This is a genomic window from Thauera sp. K11 (assembly GCF_002354895.1).
In the GTDB taxonomy this organism is placed as follows: Bacteria; Pseudomonadota; Gammaproteobacteria; order Burkholderiales; family Rhodocyclaceae; genus Thauera; species Thauera sinica.
On the sequence record NZ_CP023439.1, the window covers coordinates 2,617,128 to 2,638,253 of the forward strand.

The 21,126-nt window shown below is 67.0% G+C and carries 15 protein-coding genes, 1 pseudogene and 1 CRISPR repeat array; of the genes and pseudogenes, 6 read left to right on the top strand and 10 right to left on the bottom strand.

Translation table 11 applies throughout. The annotated features are described in order from the left end of the window. Positions 1 to 5 precede the first annotated feature (5 nt). Both CCZ27_RS11400 and prfB read left to right on the top strand, forming a co-directional pair. Positions 6 to 854: a DODA-type extradiol aromatic ring-opening family dioxygenase gene (locus tag CCZ27_RS11400; RefSeq protein ID WP_096448265.1), complete on the top strand. Its 849-nt coding sequence runs from the start codon at positions 6 to 8 to the stop codon at positions 852 to 854. Between the two features lie 295 nt (positions 855 to 1,149). Then, positions 1,150 to 2,254, top strand: a protein-coding gene (gene prfB / locus CCZ27_RS11405; RefSeq protein WP_096448267.1) for a peptide chain release factor 2 whose coding sequence is annotated in 2 segments (ribosomal slippage) — positions 1,150 to 1,230 and positions 1,232 to 2,254 — 1,104 coding nt in all. Because the reading frame shifts where the segments join, the coding sequence is not laid out codon by codon here. A 132-nt stretch (positions 2,255 to 2,386) separates the two neighbouring features. Here prfB and CCZ27_RS11410 read toward each other — a convergent pair. Continuing rightward, a complete protein-coding gene (locus CCZ27_RS11410; protein ID WP_096448269.1) occupies positions 2,387 to 2,887 on the bottom strand; it encodes a YMGG-like glycine zipper-containing protein in 501 nt (166 codons plus the stop codon). Positions 2,888 to 2,901: 14 nt separating this feature from the next. After that, positions 2,902 to 3,342, bottom strand: a complete 441-nt coding sequence (locus CCZ27_RS11415; protein ID WP_157748551.1) for a hypothetical protein — start codon at positions 3,340 to 3,342, stop codon at positions 2,902 to 2,904. 276 nt (positions 3,343 to 3,618) lie between these two features. Between CCZ27_RS11415 and CCZ27_RS11420 the strand changes: the two genes are divergently transcribed. Both CCZ27_RS11420 and CCZ27_RS11425 read left to right on the top strand, forming a co-directional pair. Further along, positions 3,619 to 4,896, top strand: coding sequence for a hypothetical protein (locus tag CCZ27_RS11420; protein WP_096448273.1), 1,278 nt, complete (start codon positions 3,619 to 3,621; stop codon positions 4,894 to 4,896). A 10-nt stretch (positions 4,897 to 4,906) separates the two neighbouring features. After that, positions 4,907 to 5,608: a hypothetical protein gene (locus tag CCZ27_RS11425; protein ID WP_096448275.1), complete on the top strand. Its 702-nt coding sequence runs from the start codon at positions 4,907 to 4,909 to the stop codon at positions 5,606 to 5,608. Between the two features lie 27 nt (positions 5,609 to 5,635). Here CCZ27_RS11425 and CCZ27_RS11430 read toward each other — a convergent pair whose 3' ends face one another. Next, positions 5,636 to 6,334, bottom strand: a complete 699-nt coding sequence (locus CCZ27_RS11430) for a type 1 glutamine amidotransferase (RefSeq protein WP_096448277.1) — start codon at positions 6,332 to 6,334, stop codon at positions 5,636 to 5,638. Between the two features lie 3 nt (positions 6,335 to 6,337). Continuing rightward, positions 6,338 to 6,965, bottom strand: a pseudogene (locus tag CCZ27_RS11435) (hypothetical protein). 268 nt (positions 6,966 to 7,233) lie between these two features. Here CCZ27_RS11435 and CCZ27_RS11440 point away from each other — a divergent pair. Both CCZ27_RS11440 and CCZ27_RS11445 read left to right on the top strand, forming a co-directional pair. Further along, the gene (locus CCZ27_RS11440) at positions 7,234 to 10,023 is read left to right on the top strand and encodes an AAA family ATPase (protein WP_096448279.1); all 2,790 of its coding nucleotides are present in this window, start codon (positions 7,234 to 7,236) and stop codon (positions 10,021 to 10,023) included. A 364-nt stretch (positions 10,024 to 10,387) separates the two neighbouring features. Then, a complete protein-coding gene (locus CCZ27_RS11445; RefSeq protein WP_096448281.1) occupies positions 10,388 to 10,720 on the top strand; it encodes a YegP family protein in 333 nt (110 codons plus the stop codon). A 158-nt stretch (positions 10,721 to 10,878) separates the two neighbouring features. Next, positions 10,879 to 15,381: a CRISPR direct-repeat array (repeat unit 32 nt; unit sequence GTTTCAATCCACGCGCCCACGAAAGGCGCGAC). A gap of 189 nt (positions 15,382 to 15,570) precedes the next feature. On the opposite strand, the gene cas2 is transcribed toward CCZ27_RS11445, so the two are convergent. Genes cas2 through cas5c form a run of 6 tightly spaced genes read right to left on the bottom strand, consistent with a single transcriptional unit; the run spans position 15,571 to position 20,937 of the window. Continuing rightward, the gene (gene cas2, locus CCZ27_RS11450) at positions 15,571 to 15,861 is read right to left on the bottom strand and encodes a CRISPR-associated endonuclease Cas2 (protein WP_096448283.1); all 291 of its coding nucleotides are present in this window, start codon (positions 15,859 to 15,861) and stop codon (positions 15,571 to 15,573) included. A gap of 9 nt (positions 15,862 to 15,870) precedes the next feature. Continuing rightward, positions 15,871 to 16,911 carry a type I-C CRISPR-associated endonuclease Cas1c gene (cas1c, locus tag CCZ27_RS11455; protein WP_096448285.1) on the bottom strand — a complete coding sequence of 347 codons (1,041 nt, stop codon included), beginning with the start codon at positions 16,909 to 16,911 and terminating at the stop codon, positions 15,871 to 15,873. 3 nt (positions 16,912 to 16,914) lie between these two features. Next, on the bottom strand, positions 16,915 to 17,544 hold the full coding sequence (gene cas4 / locus CCZ27_RS11460) for a CRISPR-associated protein Cas4 (protein ID WP_096448287.1): 630 nt from the start codon (positions 17,542 to 17,544) through the stop codon (positions 16,915 to 16,917). A gap of 23 nt (positions 17,545 to 17,567) precedes the next feature. Then, complete coding sequence (cas7c, locus tag CCZ27_RS11465; protein ID WP_096448289.1) at positions 17,568 to 18,449, bottom strand: type I-C CRISPR-associated protein Cas7/Csd2; 882 nt, start codon at positions 18,447 to 18,449, stop codon at positions 17,568 to 17,570. Further along, the gene (cas8c, locus tag CCZ27_RS11470) at positions 18,449 to 20,266 is read right to left on the bottom strand and encodes a type I-C CRISPR-associated protein Cas8c/Csd1 (protein WP_096448291.1); all 1,818 of its coding nucleotides are present in this window, start codon (positions 20,264 to 20,266) and stop codon (positions 18,449 to 18,451) included. The genes cas7c and cas8c overlap by 1 nt, the downstream gene beginning before the upstream one ends. Next, positions 20,263 to 20,937, bottom strand: coding sequence for a type I-C CRISPR-associated protein Cas5c (cas5c, locus tag CCZ27_RS11475; protein WP_096448293.1), 675 nt, complete (start codon positions 20,935 to 20,937; stop codon positions 20,263 to 20,265). Before cas5c ends, cas8c begins: the two co-directional genes overlap by 4 nt. Positions 20,938 to 21,126 lie beyond the last annotated feature (189 nt).

The following is a 21,126-nucleotide window of genomic DNA, read 5'->3' on the forward strand; positions in this document are numbered from 1 at the left end:
GGATCATGAGCGGACTGATTGCGGCGGCGATTGCCGCCCACGTGCCGACGCTGGGCCTGTCCCGGAACACGCCCGACTACCAGCAGAACCTGGTGGATGCCGAACTGGAACTGGGCAAGGCGCTGCGCGCGCTCGGGCCCGACCTTTGGGTGGTCGTCTCCAGCCACTGGGTGGCGACCTTCGACTGGCCGGTCACCTGCCAGCCCAGGCACAAGGGCCATTGCGTCGCCGACGAAGCGCCCCAACTGATTCCGGGCAGCCCCTACGACCATGCGGGCGACCCCGCCTTCGCCGGCGCCCTGGTCGAAGCCTTCGGCGCCGCGGGGGTACCGTCGGTGCGCAACGAGTCCGAGCACTTCGCCTGGGACTACGGCACCTTCGTGCCGATGCAGTACCTCGATCCGCAGGCGGAAGTGCCGGTGGTCGTGCTGCCGTCGGTGCTGATGTCGGACATCGACGAATGCCTGCGGGCCGGTGCCGCCGTGCATGAAACGGCCCGGCGCCTGGGCCGGCGCGCGGTGCTCGTCGCCAGTTCGGCCCTGAGCCACGTGCTGGTGCGCGGCCGCGCCAACTGGCCGCTGCAGGAGCGGATCGCGGCCGACGAACGCTTCATCGGACGGCTGAAGGAAGGCCGCGTCGAAGAGGCGATCGCGGACTTCGGCGACTACGCCCGCTTCGTCGGCGCCGAGATGGGCGGCCGCCCGCTGGCGACGCTGCTGGGCGCCGTGCACGCGATGGCCGCCAACGGCACAAGGCTCGCCGCGCGCCAGTACGGCCAATACACGCAGTCCTCGGGCAGTGGCAACGCGGTGATGGCGATGGCCGACATCGACGTCCTCGCACGCCTCGGCTGACGTGCCCTTCGGGCGGGCGCCGCCGGCCCGGCGCCCGCCTTCCGTGCCAGGCCGCCGCGCAGGGCCGTTCCGTCCGGCCAGGCTGTCCGGCGCGGCGTCGGTCGCCATCCCGAGCCCGGCAGATCGGGCACCGCTCCGCGGCCGGCTGGTCTATACCAACCACGGAGAAGCGGTCGTTTCGAGGCCGGCCTGCAAACAGGCTCGTCCGCCCCGGCTGCGCCGTCCACCGGCCCGCGCGGTGTTTGCCCGCCCCGCGTATAATGCGCGGTTTCCCAGATTCAGCCGGAGCAGTTCCATGGACGCCGAACGCCTCAACGCCATCGCCGAAAGACTCGCCGATCTCACCGCCCGGGGTCGCGAACTACGGAGGTATCTTTGACTACGATGTGAAAGCATCGAAGCTCGAAGAGGTCAACCGCGCCCTGGAAGACCCGGCCGTCTGGAACGACGCCGAACGCGCGCAGGATCTGGGCAAGGAAAAGCGCCAGCTCGAGGACGTGGTGCTGACGCTGCAGACGATCGACACCCAGGCGCGCGACCTGAAGGATCTCTTCGACCTGGCCGAGGCCGAGAGCGACGACGATACCTTCGAGGCGGTCGAAGGCGACCTCGGCGGCCTGCAGGCCGAGGTGGAAAAGCTCGAGTTCCGCCGCATGTTCGCCAATCCGATGGACCCCAACAACTGCTTCATCGAGATCCAGGCCGGCGCCGGCGGCACCGAAGCGCAGGACTGGGCCGGCATGCTGGAACGCATGTACCTGCGCTACTGCGAGAAGAAAGGCTTCGGCGTCGAAGTGCTGGAAGAGACCGAGGGCGAAGTCGCCGGCCTGAAGAACTGCACGATCAAGGTCAGCGGCGAATACGCCTACGGCTACCTGCGAACGGAAACCGGCATCCACCGCCTGGTGCGCAAGAGCCCGTTCGACTCCAATGCGCGCCGCCACACCAGCTTCACCTCGGTGTTCGTGTTCCCGGAGGTGGACGACTCCATCGAGATCGACATCAACCCCGCCGACCTGCGCATCGACACCTTCCGCGCCTCCGGCGCCGGCGGCCAGCACATCAACAAGACCGACTCGGCGGTGCGCATCACCCACGTGCCGACCAACACCGTGGTGCAGTGCCAGAACGACCGTTCGCAGCACAAGAACAGGGCCGAGGCGATGTCGATGCTCAAGGCGCGGCTGTACGAACTCGAACTGCGCAAGCGCCAGGCCGAGCAGCAGAAGCTCGAAGACAGCAAGAGCGACATCGGCTGGGGCCACCAGATCCGCAGCTACGTGCTGGACCAGTCGCGCATCAAGGACCTGCGCACCAACCACGAAGTGGGCAACACGCAGGCGGTGCTGGACGGCGACCTCGACGACTTCATCGCCGCCAGCCTCAAGCAGGGCGTCTGACTCAGGACATCTGACTCAAGACATCGGACTCAAAACATCTGACGCAGGGCATCCGATTCCGCCGCGGGCCGGCCTGCCCGGCCACCGATCGCGCCGCCTTCCTGGCGGCGCTTTCCTTTTTGCCGCGCACCCTCAGCGCCGGGGCGGCGGCGGCGGGTAGTAGTACGGCGTTTCCGCCGGGGCCGATTCGCGGTAGCGGTAGGGAGAGGCGTAGCCGGGAATCTGGTTGCCCTTGGCGTACATGCACTGCTGGTACGCGATGTCGTAGCGGCGCTGGGCGTCGGCGCCGGCATATGCCGCCTGCGACGTGCCGCTCGCCGTCCCGGCCAGCAGGCCGACCCCGGCGCCGGTCGCGGCGCCGCGCTCTCCGCCCGCCAGCGCGCCGGCCGCCGCGCCGACCGCAGTCCCCACCGCGGCGCTGCCCACCGCGCTGCGGGCTTCGAGGTCGCCGCGCGCCAGGCCGATGGATTCTTCCGCGTAGCGGCGGCATTCCCGTTCTTCCACCACGAACAGGTCGAAGGGTTTGCCCGGCGCCGGCATCACCGCCACGCGCGGGCCGCTGGGGACGGCGGCACAGCCGGCGAGCAGCAGGGCCGGGAGGAGGACGTACGGCCGGATGTCGAGACGCTTCATCGTCGGGCTCCCGCTCATTCTTCACGCAGCCCGGGCGGCACGGCCGGCACGGTGCGCCAGCCCTCCGGGCAACGCTGCACATAGGGGTAGTACGCATCGGAACCGGGGCAGTAGTACCAGACCGGCGGCGAAGCCTGCGGCGCTGGCTGCACGATCGCAGGTTCCGGAACGCGCTGCTGGATCACCACCGGCGGATACGGATAGATCGGCCGCGGATAGAAGTACCAGGCTCCGGAGACGACCCACCACCAGCCCAGGTGGCCGCCGTGATCGCCATGGACCCAGCGGCCGCCGCGCCATTCGCGGTGGTCGAAATGGCGCGCGGCCGGGCGGTCGCCCGGGCGTCCGCGGAAGTCGCCCCGGTCGGCGTAGGCCGGCAGGATGCAGGCCGATGCGAGCGTGGCGATGCAGGCGAACCTGGCAAGGGAAGCCAGGCGTGGGAACGGGGTTTTCATGGCATCTTCTCCGGCATCCGGAAGACCGCCGGCGGCCCCGGCGAAGGACGCGGCCGGCACGGGAATCCGCTGAAATTCTCGCTCTTCGGCCCCCTTCGGCCCAACGTCCCCGGCGCTGAAGATTGTAAGGATCGGTAAGGTGCGCGGCTATAATGCCTGCCTTTGCGATGCGCTCCCGCGACCGCGATTTCCGCCCGCGACCGCAGGCCGGGAACAGGTCCTTCGCACCGATCCGGGCCGGCCGGCAAGACCGCGCCTTTCCGAAGCAGGCTGTTCTTGAACGACGACGCCACCCTCTACACCGAATTCCTCGCATCCGGCGTCGATGCCGACGAGGTGCCCGAACTGGCCGCGCTGAATGCCGCGCGCCCGCTGCTCGACGCCTTCATCACGCTGTTCCGCGGCACCGAGGCGGAGGTGCTGATGCGCTTGCTGGTACTGCGCGAGATCGGGCGCGAGGCCGAGGCGCCGCGCTGGTCGCCGGAGGCCCTGCGCGCCCGCTTCGCCTATCTCGACGCGGTGAAGCTGGAAACGGTGCTCAAGCGCCTGCGCGACAACGCGCTGCTCTCCATCGGCGAGGACGGCCAGTACCACCTGTCGGACATCGGCCGCAACGCGGTGGCGGCGATCGCGATGCTGCTGCGCTTCGGCGAGGAAGAAGATGCCGAACTCGGCTTTCTCACCGCCCAGCTCGCCGGCCTGCAGGCGGTGGGCGGCGTGACGGCCGAGTCGCTGGGCCATCTGCTGTCCAAGCTCAACGACCTCACCTGGCATTTCGAAGAGGCGATCGCCTCCGGCTCGGAATTCCGCATCCTCGACGCGCGCCGCCGCCTGTCGGCCAACGGCCGCTGGCTGGCGCGCGGCACCGATATCCTCGACAAGCTGCTGGCCGATCCCGAGGTCGATTTCGACATCGCCCGCGTCGCGCAGCGCATCGGCCTGGCGCAGTCGCGGCTGGCGCGGGCCGATGCCGCGTTCCAGCGCGCGCTGAACAAGATCGAGGCGCAGCGGGTCACGCTGGGCGGTTCGGGGATTTCGTCGTCGGACGTCGCGGCATGGCTGCGCAAGCTCGACGCCGCCGCCATCGGCACGCTGGCGGCGGATGCCCTCGCAATGGTGCCCGACCTGCCGCTGCTGGCCGGTGGCCACGAACTGCTCGACCGCGCCGAAACGGCGCTCGGCGACGCACGCCTGCGCGCCGAAGCCGACGCCGCGCTGCCGCCGCCCGACACCGCGCCGGCGGATGCGGTGCTGCAGACCGAGGATCTCGCGCTGCTGCAGCATTTCACCCACCGGCTCCAGGCCCTGCCCGCGGCGCGGCCGCTGCACGACGTCGTCGCCGGCGGCGGTTTCGCCCACGCCAGCTACCGCCTGTCGCTGCTCGCGCTGCTGGCCGACGGCGAGTCGGCCAGCCCGGTCGACGGCCCCATCGGCGCCTTCATGCGCCTGCCGCTGGACGTACGGTTCGGCGACGGGCTGGTCCCGGTGGGCGAGGACGAGATCGCCGCCATCAACGCCGGCGAAGTCGCGCCCCGCCCCCCCTTCCCCGCCTGAGCAAGCGCACATGGACCACGACATCAAGACCCTCACCGCGCGGCTGCTGGCGCAGCGCTGGCTGCCGCGCAGCGACCGCATGGTGCGCCGCGCGCTGGTCGACGAAGCCTTCCGCCTGGAACTGGATCGCCGCCTGGCGGAAGTCGGCATGCAGTTGCTGGACAACCCCTACGCCGCCCACGTCGGCGTCGCGCTGCAACCCGAGATGGCCGAGCCGGTGTTCGGCGCCGGCCGCGAATACGCCGCCAGCAACCTCGGCCTGGGGCGCGACGAGATCGCGCTGCTGGTGGTGATCTGGTCGCTGATCGTGCTGCCCAAGCGCGAGCGCCAGGTCACCCGCCGCGAACTGGCCGACGACGGCCAGGCCGACATGTTCGGCGGCGACAAGCCGGTGGCCCACGGCGACAGCGTGTCGGGCAGCCTGCAGGAAGCCTCGCTGGTGGCCGACTTCGGCCCGCGCCTGGGCGGCAAGACGAAGCTGACGATCGCGCTCGGCAAGCTCGCCCGGCTGGGCTTCATCGAGCGCCGCGGCGGCATCATCGGCGAGGGGCCGCTGCTCGACGTCGCGCTCGACTACCGGGTGATGGCCGACCGCATCATCCACGGCACGCTGGGCGAAGTGCTCGCCGCCGCCGGGCATCGCCTGCCGGACGCGGGCCCATCCGACGCCGACGAGCCCCTGCCCGACGACGAGACAGACGCCACCGCCTGAAAGCTCGACCGGGCCGCGGCGCCCGCCTCACCGGCCGCCGGCGGCACGCAGGAAGGCGAGCACCTCGCCCATCAGGTCGTTGATCGCGAGGTACCTGTCGATCGGCGCCGCCAGGATTTCGGCTTCGGACTGGACATGGGGCGCGGGCCGCAGCTCGGCGCGGCAGTGCTCGACGATCTGCTGCGCCGAGGCGGGCGTGGTCTCGAGATGGAACTGCAGCCCGATCACCGCCTTGCCGAACTGGAAAGCCTGGTTGTCGCAGGCGGCACTGCGCGCGAGGCGCACCGCGCCGTCCGGCAGGTCGAAGGTTTCGCCATGCCAGTGGAAGACCTCGACCGACGGCGGAAAGCCGAACAGCGCCGGATCGCCGTGCGCCACCGCCTCCACCGGAAACCAGCCGATCTCGCGCTCGCGGTTGGGGAACACCCGCGCGCCCAGCGCGCTGGCGATGAGCTGGGCGCCCAGGCACACGCCCAGCACCGGCCTGCCGCGGCGGATGATGTCGCCGACGAAGCGCGTCTCCTCGGCCAGCCAGGGGAATTCGGCTTCGTCGTTCACGCTCATCGGCCCGCCCATCACCACCAGCAGGTCGACCGTGGCCGGATCGGGCAGCGCCTCGCCGTCGTGGAACCGGGTGCAGCCGATGTCGCAGCCCGCCATCTCCAGCCAGGCGGCGATGCTGCCGGGGCCCTCGAAGGCGACGTGCTGCAGGATGTGTGCGTGCATGGGTCAGGCGTCCGTCGTGCTCGTTGCGGGGACGCGGAAGTGGAACACCGCATCGTCGTCCCAATGCTCAAGCAGGATGCGTTCCACGCGCTGCTGCCACAGCCGGCCGAAGAGGCGGCGCTCCCCGGCGTCCGCCTCGTTGCGGATGCAGCGCCCCATCAGCACCGGCATCTCGGCTGCCGCCGGCACGCGCGACAGGTCCCGCGGCATCGATCGCGGCGCCGGTGTCGATGCGCGTCAGGCGCAGCGTGAGCGGGATCTCGGCATCGAACTGCTGCAGCCCGCGCCGCACGAAATGCCCGCCGATGCCCTTGAAGCCGCCCTGCTGCGCCGCGCCGGTGACCAGCATCAGCACGCTGGCGATCACGCCGGTCACGCCGTGTTCCAGCGGTCCGGCGAAATCGACGCGGACGCCGCCGCGCTCGGGCAGTTCGCCGGGATAAAGCTGCGCCATCGAGCGGCAGGCCAGCACATAGGCCGAAGCCACCGTGGGGCAGGAATGCCCTGCGAGCCTGACGGCATCCTCGTAGCCGTACTCAAGCACGCCGCCCTCGGCGGCACCGAGGAATTCGGCGAGCGGGTCGCGCACGCGGATGCGCGGCACGCGGCAGAAGAATTCGGGAAAGTCCATGGTCCTGCCTCTCGGGCGTCGATGCACAGGCGCACAGTGTTCCCGAGCCCGCCATGCACGGCATTGATGCAGCTCATTTCGCGCCGTGCGCCGTTCCGGCGCAAGCCCCGGCGGCCGTGCTGCGGCGCTCATTTGCCGCGGACCGGAGCCGCCGGTACACTCCCGGCCTCGCATCCTGCCCCGCTGTCCGCAGCCGGGCCGCAGACGCAGCGCATGCGGAGCCCGCTCCGGTGCCGAAACCGCCCCGACACGCCCAGCCGAGCACCCGATGTTCCACATCAAGACCCTAGAACTCGTCCATTGGGACTTCTGGCGCCGCTTCTCGCTGCCGCTCGATGCCCAGATCATCACCATCGTCGGCCCCAACGGCTCGGGCAAGACCACGCTGCTGGACGCGCTGCGCACGCTGTTCGCGCTGCGCTGCTCCGGCAAGCGCGACTTCCGCCGCTACGTGCGCCGCGCCGACCGCAGCTTCGCGTGGATCAGGGCCATCGTCGCCAACGTGCCGGGCAGCACCGGCAGGCGGCCCTTCTTCCCCTGCCTGTCGGACGAGGTGACGCTCGCCTGCCGCATCCGCAAGGCCGGCGGCGACTGGATCCGCGACTACGCCATCGTCGACGGCAACCAGGACATCGAGGCGCTGGAGGCCACCAGCGACTGGATCGGCCTGCGCGACTACCAGAACCGGCTCGCCTGGGGCGGGCTGACGCCGGCCATCACCAAGGTGCTGGCGCTGGAACAGGGCGACACCGACAAGCTGTGCGAATACTCGCCCAAGGCGCTGCTCGAACTGGTGTTCGACGTCTTCGGCGACAAGGAGGTGCTGGACAACTACCAGGCCGCGCGCGAAGAACAGAAGAACGCCGAGCGCGAACTGGGCGAACTCGGCATCGATCTCGACCGGCTGAAGACGCAGGCCGAGGAAAAGAAGGCCGAGGCCAACCGCTTCCTCGAATGGAAGCAACTCGCCGACGAAGTGCAGGCGCTGGAAGCGGAAATCGTGCCGCGGCTGGAAACCGCCGAACTCGCGCACGAGATCGCCGCCGAGCGCGGCGAACTACTGCGGCTGGACCGCGAGCGCACCGAAAAACAGGCCGAGCAGCGCGAAGCCCGCGCACGGCTCGACAAGGTGCGTGCCGAGCAGGACGCCGCCGCCGCCGAGCGCAAGCGGCTGAAGCAGCACGACGGCGATGCCGAGCAGCGCCACCTCGCGACCCACGACCGCGTGCGCGACCTGGAAAAGCTGCTCGCCGAGCGCGACGCGCTGCGTGCCCAGCTCGCCGCCGAACATGGCGCCGATGCCGTCGCACTGGACAAGGAGCACGAGGAAGCCGACGCCGCCCTCGCCCGCCTGCGCGGCAAGGAACGCGAACTCGTCGCCGCCTTCGAGGAACGCACCGAAACGCTGCGCGCCGAACGCAACCGCAACGGCCCGCCGGGCGATGCCGAAGTCGCGCGCTTTCGCGTCAAGCTGAGCGCCGAGGGCATCGCCCACTGCAGCCTGGCCGAGATCGTCGAGGTCACCGACCCCGCCTGGCAGGCGGCGCTGGAAGCCATCCTGCGCACCTACCGCCACCTGGTCCTGCTCGAACGCGAAGCAGACCGCCACGCCGCCTGGGCGCTGGGCGAGCGCGAGCGCTTCCGCCACTTCATCGTGCCCGAGCGCGAACCCGCGCCGCCGCCGCGGCCGATGAGCCTGGCCGAGGTGGTGCAGTTTTCCGCACCGGTGCCGCGCTGGCTCGCGGACCTGCTCAACCGCATCCGCCGCGTCGAAGACGCCGGCGCCGCTCGCGACCTGCCGCGCGAGCAGGAATGGATCACCCGCGACGGCTACCACCGCGAGCGCCGCGGCGCCCGCCACCTCGGCCGGCCGCAGGAATTCTACTTCGGCGAACTCGCCCGCCAGTCGCGCATCGCCGCCCTGCAGGACGAGATCGGCGGCCTCGACAGACAGTTGCAAGCGCTGCGCCCAAAGCTGGACGAAGCCGCCGCGCGGGTCGCGTCGCTGCGCCAGCGCATGCTCGGCCTGCAGTCGGCGCAACTGCTGGCGGCCAGCGCCGAACGCTACGCGGCCGCCGAGGCGGAACTGCCGCAGGCACGCAAAGCCCTCACCGAGGCGATCGCCGACCGCGCCGAGACGCGCGGCGCGCTGGACGCGCTGAGCGAGAAGCTGAGCGGCATCCAGATCGAGGTCGACCGCCGCGCGCGCGAACAGAAGGCGATCGACCTGCGCCTGGCCGACATCGCGCGCGAGCACGGCCCGCGCCGCCGCGCGCAGGCCGAGCGCATCCTGAAACTGCGCCGCCGCCGGCGCGGCATGCCGGCGCACTGGCTGGACACCTCCGAACTCGCCCTGCTGGCCGAGCGCTACGGCGACGCGCGCGGCGCCCGCCTGCAGGCCGAGCGCCTGCGCCGCCACCTCGGCGAAGGCGAGTGGATCACCGACCCGGCGGTGCTCGTGGTGCGCGACCGGCTCGCCGCCGACGTGACGCTGCGCGAACGCGACTACCTCGACCGCCAGGGCTACTGCACCACCGCGCGCATCCACACCGACGCCGCGCGCGCCGCCTACATCGCCAAGCTGCGCGTCACCGTGCGCCAGTACGCCAGGAACCTGAAGGCGCTCGGCGAACTCGCCAACGTCGGCGTGGACTGCCCCACCCCGCACCTGGAAAACGACGACCTGTCGCTGGCCCAGGCCGGCCTGGAAGTGCGCTTCGACTTCGACCGCAAGGGCGCCGTCGGCCTCAACGACGGCGAAGCCTCCGGCGGCCAGCAGGTCATGAAGTCGCTGATCCTGCTGATCGGCCTGCTGATGGACGACGCCCGCCCCGGCGGCTTCGTCTTCATCGACGAACCCTTCGCGCACCTGGACGTCGCCAACATCGACCGCGTCGGCACCTTCCTGCGCGCCACCCGCGCGCAATACCTGATCACCACCCCGGTCACCCACAACGCCAACGTCTTCGCACCGGCACAGCTCACCCTAGTCACCCGCAAGAAACAACCCGGCGGCGACTGGGCACCGCCGATCGGGGTACTGCAGCGGGAGGTTTGAGGCGACGCGGCCTCAGCCCGCCCTGTCTACAGATTCTCCCACCCCAAGGAATGCGCCCCTGGACACTTCACTGCAAGCGCATCGGGCAGCCCCACTTCGCCACGCCCGATGTGAAGGCGCCGCATACTGGCAACCGATAGCCAATGGTGGAAGAAGTGTCGCGGCACAGGGTACGATTCGCTGCACCTGCTTTGCCCCCGCTACCGAGCCTTCTTCCGGCGGGCAAGCCCCTGGAGAATACGTGGCCCGATGCCGTGATACCAGCGTCCGGGTACCGGCAGCCCCATTTCCCGATATCCATACCACATGTGTCAGTTTCTTCAACCGGCGCTGAGCGCCATCCGTTCGTTGCAAGGAGATAAAAATGGCAGGCTGGTTCGAGCTGAGCAAGAGTACAGACGGTCAGTTTCGTTTCATTCTCAAGGCCGGCAATGCAGAAACGATACTCACAAGTGAACTTTACAAAGCCAGGGCTTCCGCGGAGAACGGCATAGCGTCAGTGCAGGCAAACTGCCAGTCGGAGGACCGATACGAGAAGAAGTCGGCGTCGAACGGCAAGCTCTATTTCAATCTGAAGGCTGCAAACAGCCAAGTGATCGGTACCAGCCAGATGTATGCCTCCGAGTCCACACGTGACGCGGGCATCTCCTCGGTCAAATCGAATGGCGTGAGCCAGGTGGTCAAGGACAATACATAACTGCTCCGGCAAGGGACGTCCTGCAGTAAGACTGTGAGACGTCCTCTCGGCACTCTCCTGGATCTTTCCGGGAGGCAGTAGGGGACTGGCTTTGTTCGATGCCTGTCTCGCAGGGAAAACGGCCTGTGTGCCATCGGGATCTGGTCACGCAGGCCGTTGTTTCAAGCCGCGCGCCCGCGAAGGACGCGACTCTGGCGCAGCAGGAAGACCCAGTCGGAGCAGTTGTTTCAATCCACGCGCCTACGAGAGGCGCGACTCAGGCAGCTAAATGCTACCGATCTGGCTTTTGTAGTTTCAATCCACGCGCCCACGAGAGGCGCGACATACGCTCGGCGCCGATCGCGAGTGGGTAGCGCTTGTTTCAATCCACGCGCCCACGAAAGGCGCGACCACCGGAAAGCGGACGCGCGTCGACCGCCCTCGTGATGTTTCAATCCACGCGCCCACGAAAGGCGCGACCCTACACCTGGCGCAAGGCCATGCCCGACTTCGCGGTTTCAATCCACGCGCCCACGAAAGGCGTGACTCCTGCGTGATCACATCGCCGGGCGCCGGCAAACCGTTTCAATCCACGCGCCCACGAAAGGCGCGACACCGCGCAGTCACAGGGCTGGGGATCGCGTGCTCGTTTCAATCCACGCGCCCACGAAAGGCGCGACGAACGCTTGCGCGGGCATCCCGACCACTGAGCTTGTTTCAATCCACGCGCCCACGAAAGGCGCGACGCGGCATGTCGTCCTCGCGCAACCGGCGTACCGGGTTTCAATCCACGCGCCCACGAAAGGCGCGACGAGGCCAGTTCGGTCGGCTTCTGCCAGTTGAACGCGTTTCAATCCACGCGCCCACGAAAGGCGCGACGAGTCTCATGCCTTGGCCTCCGCGAGATCCGCCTCGTTTCAATCCACGCGCCCACGAAAGGCGCGACATCGCGAGGGCCTGTCTCGTGTTGGGCGTGCGTACGTTTCAATCCACGCGCCCACGAAAGGCGCGACCTCATCGGCGCCCTCGCTGCAACGCCGCGACGCGGTTTCAATCCACGCGCCCACGAAAGGCGCGACGTGCCGCGACTGGGCGCGCAGCCGGCGCAGTAGTGCGTTTCAATCCACGCGCCCACGAAAGGCGCGACACGCTACCGCCGACGCCTCCGGTAGCAGGCAGGAGTTTCAATCCACGCGCCCACGAAAGGCGCGACATCGGGCCAGTGTCGGACGAAATGGGCGCCACGCTTGTTTCAATCCACGCGCCCACGAAAGGCGCGACGCGCCGTGTCGCTGATGTGCAGCGACCAGGCACAAGTTTCAATCCACGCGCCCACGAAAGGCGCGACCTTCGACATTCGTGGCTTTGGTACTCGCTGGCGTGTTTCAATCCACGCGCCCACGAAAGGCGCGACGTGGAACTTGAATGGGGATGCACGGTGCTCGCTGGGTTTCAATCCACGCGCCCACGAAAGGCGCGACCAGGTGTCGGCTTGCCGATTGCTCAGTGGAACTTCGTTTCAATCCACGCGCCCACGAAAGGCGCGACAAATGAATCCGGACGGTAGCATTGATAAGACTGAGGTTTCAATCCACGCGCCCACGAAAGGCGCGACCATAACCGTGTAGCCCTGCCGGTTGTCGCCCCGCTGGTTTCAATCCACGCGCCCACGAAAGGCGCGACGATGCCACCCTGCATCTGTACCCTGGCCCCGAGTCGTTTCAATCCACGCGCCCACGAAAGGCGCGACACGCCAGGTCGCCTTCGATCTTGGCCAGCTCATCGGTTTCAATCCACGCGCCCACGAAAGGCGCGACTCGAGCTGCTGGCTGCCCCAGTACCAGTCCTGCGCGTTTCAATCCACGCGCCCACGAAAGGCGCGACAATTTCCGTTCCCTCGTCGGCACCGATTACCGCAAGTTTCAATCCACGCGCCCACGAAAGGCGCGACGTTGAAACAGGACAGCAACTTCTAACCCGCGCTGGTTTCAATCCACGCGCCCACGAAAGGCGCGACTAGTCGCGCGGCCTGGCTTTTTTGAGTGGCAGCAAGTTTCAATCCACGCGCCCACGAAAGGCGCGACGCAGGCGGCGCAAGCCGAGGCGCACAAAGCCAAGGTTTCAATCCACGCGCCCACGAAAGGCGCGACTCGAGGGGGTGGCGGAGCGTCAGCCAATCGATCAGTTTCAATCCACGCGCCCACGAAAGGCGCGACCCGGAGGCAGCTTGCGCAAGAGTTCGATCAAGGGTTTCAATCCACGCGCCCACGAAAGGCGCGACCCCAGCACGCGAGGGCGCACGCCTAGTACTGACGGTTTCAATCCACGCGCCCACGAAAGGCGCGACCCGCAATTCCTCCCAACTGCCGACCGGCGACGCCAGTTTCAATCCACGCGCCCACGAAAGGCGCGACGTCGTCGAGCCGTCCGGATTGTTAGTGGTCGATGGTTTCAATCCACGCGCCCACGAAAGGCGCGACGCGTCCGAGGCAGTTCAGCACGCGGTCGCGGATGGTTTCAATCCACGCGCCCACGAAAGGCGCGACTGGGCAATCAGGTACGTGTCCCATCCAAGCTTGCGAGTTTCAATCCACGCGCCCACGAAAGGCGCGACCACCAACAGAGCGCAAGTGTTTCAAATGCAGATAGTTTCAATCCACGCGCCCACGAAAGGCGCGACGTTACGTTGAGGGGGTTTTGAAGGTGATCATGAGAACGTTTCAATCCACGCGCCCACGAAAGGCGCGACCGGCTCTTTTTCGATGGCGACTGGGCCGGTGGTTGGTTTCAATCCACGCGCCCACGAAAGGCGCGACTTCACGGCCTAAATCGGCCAACCAAATGGGATACTGTTTCAATCCACGCGCCCACGAAAGGCGCGACCCCAGTGACCAAATGATAGCGCAGTTTCAGGGGCAGTTTCAATCCACGCGCCCACGAAAGGCGCGACCGCATCATCAACACCTCCGTCGCGCCGGTGGTCAAGTTTCAATCCACGCGCCCACGAAAGGCGCGACTTGTGGCAGCGCGAAATGTTTCTCTGCGCTTGGGTTTCAATCCACGCGCCCACGAAAGGCGCGACCTGAGCCTCACCACCGCGCCGGCGTCGAGCATGAAGTTTCAATCCACGCGCCCACGAAAGGCGCGACGCACGCTGCTCGATCGCGCATACGTCCGGCTGTGGTTTCAATCCACGCGCCCACGAAAGGCGCGACGCCACTTCAATAGCTGGCGCCTCGGACGGGTCGGCGTTTCAATCCACGCGCCCACGAAAGGCGCGACGATCGACATCGGCCAACGCCATGCACCATGTCGAGTTTCAATCCACGCGCCCACGAAAGGCGCGACTGTTGCCGTTGGACTTGCTGCGTATGGGCATAAAAGTTTCAATCCACGCGCCCACGAAAGGCGCGACAATAGAACGACAGCGACACCGGCGCGCCTGCCGACGTTTCAATCCACGCGCCCACGAAAGGCGCGACGATTAGGATTAGGTCGAACGACTCGCGACCTTCTTGTTTCAATCCACGCGCCCACGAAAGGCGCGACTGAGCAGCTACGATCCACTCGATCTTCGCGGACAGGTTTCAATCCACGCGCCCACGAAAGGCGCGACGCAGGTCGGTCCCGATCCACTCGCCGTCGAGCGCGTTTCAATCCACGCGCCCACGAAAGGCGCGACTCGATCACCCATGCACGATCGCCGGCGCGCAGGAGTTTCAATCCACGCGCCCACGAAAGGCGCGACAGAGCAACAGATAACGCCAATCATATTGGCCAAAATGTTTCAATCCACGCGCCCACGAAAGGCGCGACCGCGACTTCCCCAGCCGCGTCACCACCGAACTCAAGTTTCAATCCACGCGCCCACGAAAGGCGCGACTCCTCGGGCGGATAGAACGACACCGCGATGCTGGTGTTTCAATCCACGCGCCCACGAAAGGCGCGACTCGACCGCATCACCGCGCGGGTCAATGGTGGCCAGTTTCAATCCACGCGCCCACGAAAGGCGCGACTCGTGGAGCTGGGCGGACCAGTACCAGACTTCCTTGTTTCAATCCACGCGCCCACGAAAGGCGCGACCAGTGCCTGCAGGATCAGGCTGGGGCGCGCATCCAGTTTCAATCCACGCGCCCACGAAAGGCGCGACAAGAGTTGAAGATTTCAGCTTGCACCGCCCCGGCGGTTTCAATCCACGCGCCCACGAAAGGCGCGACCCACCAGGATGCCGCCGTGCGCGTAGCAGCGCCCGTTTCAATCCACGCGCCCACGAAAGGCGCGACCGGACTGACGTCGCTGTACCTGCACGAGCGCCTCGCGTTTCAATCCACGCGCCCACGAAAGGCGCGACGCAGGTCCGCCACCCGGTAGCCGCCCGTGCGCTCGTTTCAATCCACGCGCCCACGAAAGGCGCGACTTCGACCGCATCACCGCGCGGGTCAATGGCGGCCAGTTTCAATCCACGCGCCCACGAAAGGCGCGACGGGTAGCGATGGCATTCATGGTAGTTACTCCAGTGTTTCAATCCACGCGCCCACGAAAGGCGCGACATATCGGCATGCGTGAATTGCTTGCGCTTCCGCTGTTTCAATCCACGCGCCCACGAAAGGCGCGACGACCAAATCGCAGCTTGCCGTGCTCGATAAGGTTGTTTCAATCCACGCGCCCACGAAAGGCGCGACGTCGTCCTCGCAACCGATTGAAGACAAAAAGGAAAATACCGCATTCCCGCGAACCGCGGGGAATCTCCTGCAAATGGAACCAGAGGGGACATGGAAAGGCGGGGGGAACTGCCTGCTCACGGGGCCCCGCGGCCTTTGCGAACCTCCCGTGGTCTGCCCGGCTGCTTGGGGTTCGCGCGTAGAGATGAGTCAGAGGATGAGGGGGCCATTCAGATCGAGGACAGGCTTTGCACCCACATGCTCGACCTTGTTCTGCCAATTCCGGCCGAGATAGTAGAAGCGCAGGCTATCGTGCTCGGGATCGATCAGTTCGCACAGCCTGCTCTTGAGAAAGGTCCACTGCGCAAGGTCGACTTCGATCTCGAAGACCGAGTACTGCACCCGCTGGCCATAGTCCCGGCAGGCTTTGGCCAAGCGGCGCAGGCGCTTCTCGCCGCCGGCGTCACGGGTACTCACATCGTAGCTGACGAGAACCATCATCGGCCTGCCCTACTTCCACAGAAACGGGGGATAAGCGTCGAGGTCACCGCGCAGATGGCGGGCCATCAATTGCGCCTGAACGACGGGAAACAGGCCGATTTCGATCTTTTCGTCGAGGAAGGCATGGCGCAGCGATTCGCGTTTGCGCTCCTGATAGGCGGTGAGCACGGTCTTGCGTGACTCTTCCTTCAGCAGCACTGCGCCGTTGTCCATGCGCATGAAATCGCGCGTCGAAACCTGCTTGCGATTGATCAGCGTCAGTGCCAGGCGGTCGGCGAGTACGGGACGGAACTCCTCGACCATGTCCAGTGCAAGGCTCGGGCGGCCGGGGCGGTCTCGATGCAGGAATCCCACCGCCGGGTCCAGGCCCACCGTTTCCAGGGCGGAGCGGCAGTCATGCGTGAGCAGCGTGTAGAGGAAGGAGAGCAGCGCGTTGGCCGCATCGGCGGGTGGGCGCCGGCTGCGCCCGCCAAAGCGCATGTCGGCGTCCGGCACGCGGATGAGATGGTCGAACACGCCAAAGTAGCTCTGCGCAGCCTCGCCCTCCAGGCCGCGCAACACGTCGATCGGGGCATCGGCAAGCAGGCGGTCGGCAATCCGCTTGAGCCGCTTGTCGGTATGCGCGAGTTCAGCCTGTGCCGGGTCGGGTAAATCGCTGCCGTAGTCGCGCAGTCCGCGCGACACCACTGCCCGCTGATTGTGCACCTTGCCGATCAACACGTTCCGCACGATAGCCGCGCAACGCGAAGGATCGTCGGTACGACGATACTGTTCCCGCCGCAACAGCACGTTGCCGGATACCGGCCCCTCGACCCGGGCAAGAAACCTGCCGTTGGGGCTCAGATAGCACACGCTGATGCCCTGCTCCGCGCAGTAGCCGAGCAACGGCGGCGACACCAGCACCCGCCCGAAGCACACCAGGCTTTCGAGCATGTGCGCCGGTAGTCTCGCCCGTACTTCGCCCTCGACTTCCATGACGAGGTTGGCGCCATCCTTGCGCAACCATGCGCCTTCCGTCGTCACGTATACGGTATTGAGCTGTCGCCGCATGGATCAGGGCTCCTCCGCGATCTGGCCGCGCAGCCACGCCTCGACGTCCTGCCCCTTGCCGAGCAGTTTCGGCTGGCACAGGTCGATGAGCGAACAGGCGTCGCAGCGTTCCGCCCGGTAGGTTGCGAGCGGGGTCCGGCCGGATCGGATCATCTCGCGCGTGATGCGTATCGTGTCGAGCGTGAGCAGGCGCAGGTCGTCGTCGAATGCGACGGCCTGACGCCGGCGCGTCTGGCCGTAGAACAGAGCCCCCTCTTCCACCCGGCAGCCGGACATGACCTCCAGGCACAGCGCCTGCGCGCACAACTGGACTTCATCGGCGCGGTGCGCCTTGGGGCGTCCGCGCTTGTATTCCACCGGACAGGGAATCTCCACCCCCTCTTCCTGACGGAACTCGACGACGTCTGCCACGCCGGAGATGCCCAGTTCGACGCTGGACAGCGGCATCGCCGTAATCGTGCGCACGCCGTGGCGCCGCTCGATCTGCGGCGTGTCGGCGCGGTCATGCAGCAGGCGGCCCTCGGCGGTCTGGCGATTCTCCGCCCACAGGCGCTCGACGTGGATCAGCGCGCACTGGCGCGGGCAGTAGAGATAGTGCTGCAGAGCGGAGATCGGCAGGAGGTCGTCTTCCATCGCCCGTTCTCCGCCGCTGCGCCTTACAGGTACTCGCGCACACTCACGCCCTGCGGCAGGGCTTCTGCGTCGATGCGTACCCGATAGTCGGCAAAGCTGCGCGCCGGGCCGTCATCCTCCGACTTCACACGCTCGACCTCGACGGTGTCGAACAGCACGTGCGCCGGCGCGTTGCCCATGGCGCTGTCGTGCTCGAACACGATCAGCTTGCGCGCCGCCATCTCGCCCCGCGCGGCGGAGCGGTCATGCTCGAACATGTTGATGAGCGCACGCCACAGCAGTCGCAGGTCGTCGTCGGAAAAGCCGCTGCGTTCGGCCAGCTTGGCGGAGACGAAGCCATGCGCGCGATACAGGCCGTAGGGCAGGATGTGCTTGCGCCCCATGGTGCGGTTGTCGCCGCTCTGCGCCTCGGCCTCCTTCTCGGTGGTGACCGCCATGCGGGTGATGGAGATTTCCAGCGGCAGCACCGGCTCGACCGAGGTGGCGAAGCCCAGTTGCACCGGGCCGCGCACCTGGCCGGCGTTGATGCCGGTGGTCATCACCGCGCCGAAGGTGCGCACGTCGAAGAAGTTGGCGCACATCCACGCGGTGATCTCCCGCGCCTTGGCCTCGTCCTTGGGCAGCTTCTTGTCCTCGGGCTTGATCTCCAGCGCATCGTAGGCCCGCTTGTGCTGGTTGTTGAGAATGGCCTTTTCCTGCATGTAGATGGCGTAGCCCGGGCCGCCTTCCTTGTCCAGGGTCACGAAGTTGCGGATCTTGCGCTTGAGGGCCACGTCGGTCACCAGGCCGCGGTTGGTTTCCGGGTCCAGGCGCGGCAGGTTGCCGGCATCCGGATCGCCGTTGGGGTTGCCGTTGGTGACGTCGAACAGGTAGACGAATTCGTAGCGATGGGCGATGGCCGTCATCAGATGGCTCCTTCGGTCTCGATTGCGGTGTGTTCGGCCGCGTCGCCGGCGGCGTCGCGCTTGGTGAAATGGGCTTGGGACTGGTGGTAGTAGCCGATGGCGAAACGGCCCTGGTCCTCGATCTTCAGGCTGCGCGGGAAACGATCCGGCAGACCTTCGACGATCTCGCGGATTTCCTTCTCCAGCGTCACCGCCTGGCCGGGCCGCTCCTTGCGCAGCTTGCCGAGGTGGTTCTGCGTGTTGCGCAGCAGCACCGGGAAAATGGCGGCCGGGGTCGCCGATGCGGCGCCGTAATAGCGGTCGCGGATGGTGGCGTTCACCTGCCCGCCCAGCGCGCTGCGTTGCGCATACTCCAGCACCGCGAACAGCCGCCCGAGCAGGTAGCCGGGCTGGGTGGATTGCTTGTTCAGACTCACAGGGATCTCCTCATCGGAAGTGCGGATGCCCAGGCGGCGCTCACGCGCCAGAACACCCTTGCAGATCGCGGCACGCATGCCGGAAAGATTGCCGTCGCTGCGGATGCGCATCACGGTGTTGGCGAGCAGGCTGCGCGGATACAAACCACCGCTGAGGATGGCGCGCATGGTTTCGCCGACCAGGTTGTCGAAGGCGTCGTCAACCTTCGGCTTCGCACCCTCGCGGTTGGGCACAGTCGCCCGCACCACGCTATAGGCGGTGGGCTCGACACGCCACGGCAGCGGTTCGATGCGCAAGTCCTGGGCGTGCTGTGCCAGCCGTTTGGCGAACACCTCCAGCGTGTCCACCTGCCAGTAGCGCACCGACAGCCGCGAGGCGTTCGGCGCCAGGCCGAGCACGTACATGCGGGTGCCGGGGGCAAGACCGGGGTCGAGTTCGGCCAGCGGCCTGCCTTTGCCCAGGCCGTCCAGCACCACGCGCAGACGTTCCGCCTCGCTGTCGTCGTCCGGCGGAACGAACAGGCTGGCGAGGAAGTTCTCCGCCGCCTGGGCATCCGCCTCACTGCCGGCGGCCTCGGCCCAGAACACCACCGTGGTGTCGCCCACCTGCAGGCGCTGGCGGTTGTCGGCGCTACGCCGCAGCAGGTAGTTGAGCACCGAGGTGTAGGCAAAGGCTGCCTGCTCCGACACCGGCGCATTGTCGCCCTGGCTCTTGCAGTAAGAGGTGAAAGCGTCGAGGTTGAAGGACACCAGCGAGGCGCCCGAACTCTGGGCGCCGTTCACCCCCCTAATGGCCTGGTGTAGCCGGGCGATGACAGCGGACTCGCCGCTCACCAGGCAGATCGCCTCGGCAGCCGCCCCGGCGCCCTCCTCCCCACTGCCCAGCAGACGGGCGCGCAGGGCCTGTGCGGCCTCGCGCTCGTGAAGGTGGCGATGCTCGTCGCCCAGGCGGAATACCAGGTTGGTGTCCAGCATGTCGGCGGAAAACAGGGGCGCCTGGAACTGCTCCGGCGACCAGCGCTGCAGGAAGGCCAGCAAGGCTTTCAGGCCCTCGTCCTTCTCACTCGCCAGCGCGTTTTCGTGCAGTTCCTTGAAAGCCTCATGTTCCTTGTCGGTACGCTTGCTGGTAGCGCTGACGCCGAGCACGTAGCTGGTCTTGTCCCATAGGAAGCACGGGGCGATATTGCTCGCACGCTTTGGTGGCTGCGGAACCTGTAGCACCCGCGGCTGCGGCTTCTTGCCGGTGGTGTCGCGGATGTCGTTGACCGCCAGCACCGCGCCATCGGCGGCGAGCACGATCTCGTAGCTGATCTTCTCCGGGCTGTAGCCATAGGGCGCGATGCCTTCGGCCCGCCGCTCGATCAACCGCTGGTAGTTGCGCACAAGCGCCTGCAGGATCATGCCTTCACCTCCCCGACCTGCCACGGCGGCACTTCGATGACGCCGCCCTGCATGCGGGCGCGGAAGAAGCGCGGCGTCATGCCATCGGAAAAATCGATGTCGTGCAGCATCCAGCCAAGATCCTTGTCCGCCTCCACGCCGGACTCCGGCAAGGGCGCCGGCGCACCGTCCTCCAGCAGTTCGAAGCTGGCGGGAAACTCGCGCACGCCCAGGCAGGGCGCATGGAAGCACTGTCCCTTGCGCGCACGACGATTGAAGATGTCCAGGTGCTTGCCGACGGAATCCTCCGGACCGGCACGGCCGGTGAGTTCGAAATGGGCCTCGATCAGATAGCGCACGTCGCGCAGCACGGTGGCAGCGCGCTGCTGGCGGTCCTCGTCCACATAGGTGGCGAGGCCGGCCGTGCTGCCCGCCTTCATCGCCTTCGCCACGCTGGCCGGCGACAGCTTGCCGCCGACCTCGTTGCGCCGGATGGACTCGAAGCGGATCGGCTTCAGCACATGGATGCGGTCGATATGCCAGCGGATCGCCGGCTTCCAGTGGATCGCCTCCAGGATGCCGCGCGCGGCCGAAGGCGTGATGACGTCATAGCTCACACGCTCGACCTTCATTTCCGGTCGTGTGAAGCAAGCACGTTCGCCCCAGACCAAGACCCTTACCCCAAAAGCCATCCCGCCTCCCCTTATGATTAGTCACCTCTCATAAAGAGGGGTGACTTTTCCCACTTACTCACATTGAACAACCTAAGTTTCAATCCACATCCGCACCAGTCTCTCGATCAGTCCGATCAAAGCAATGCCGATGACCAACCACGGCAGTAATGGCTGTCGGTGTCCTCGAAAGCTCAGCTCAAACTTGAT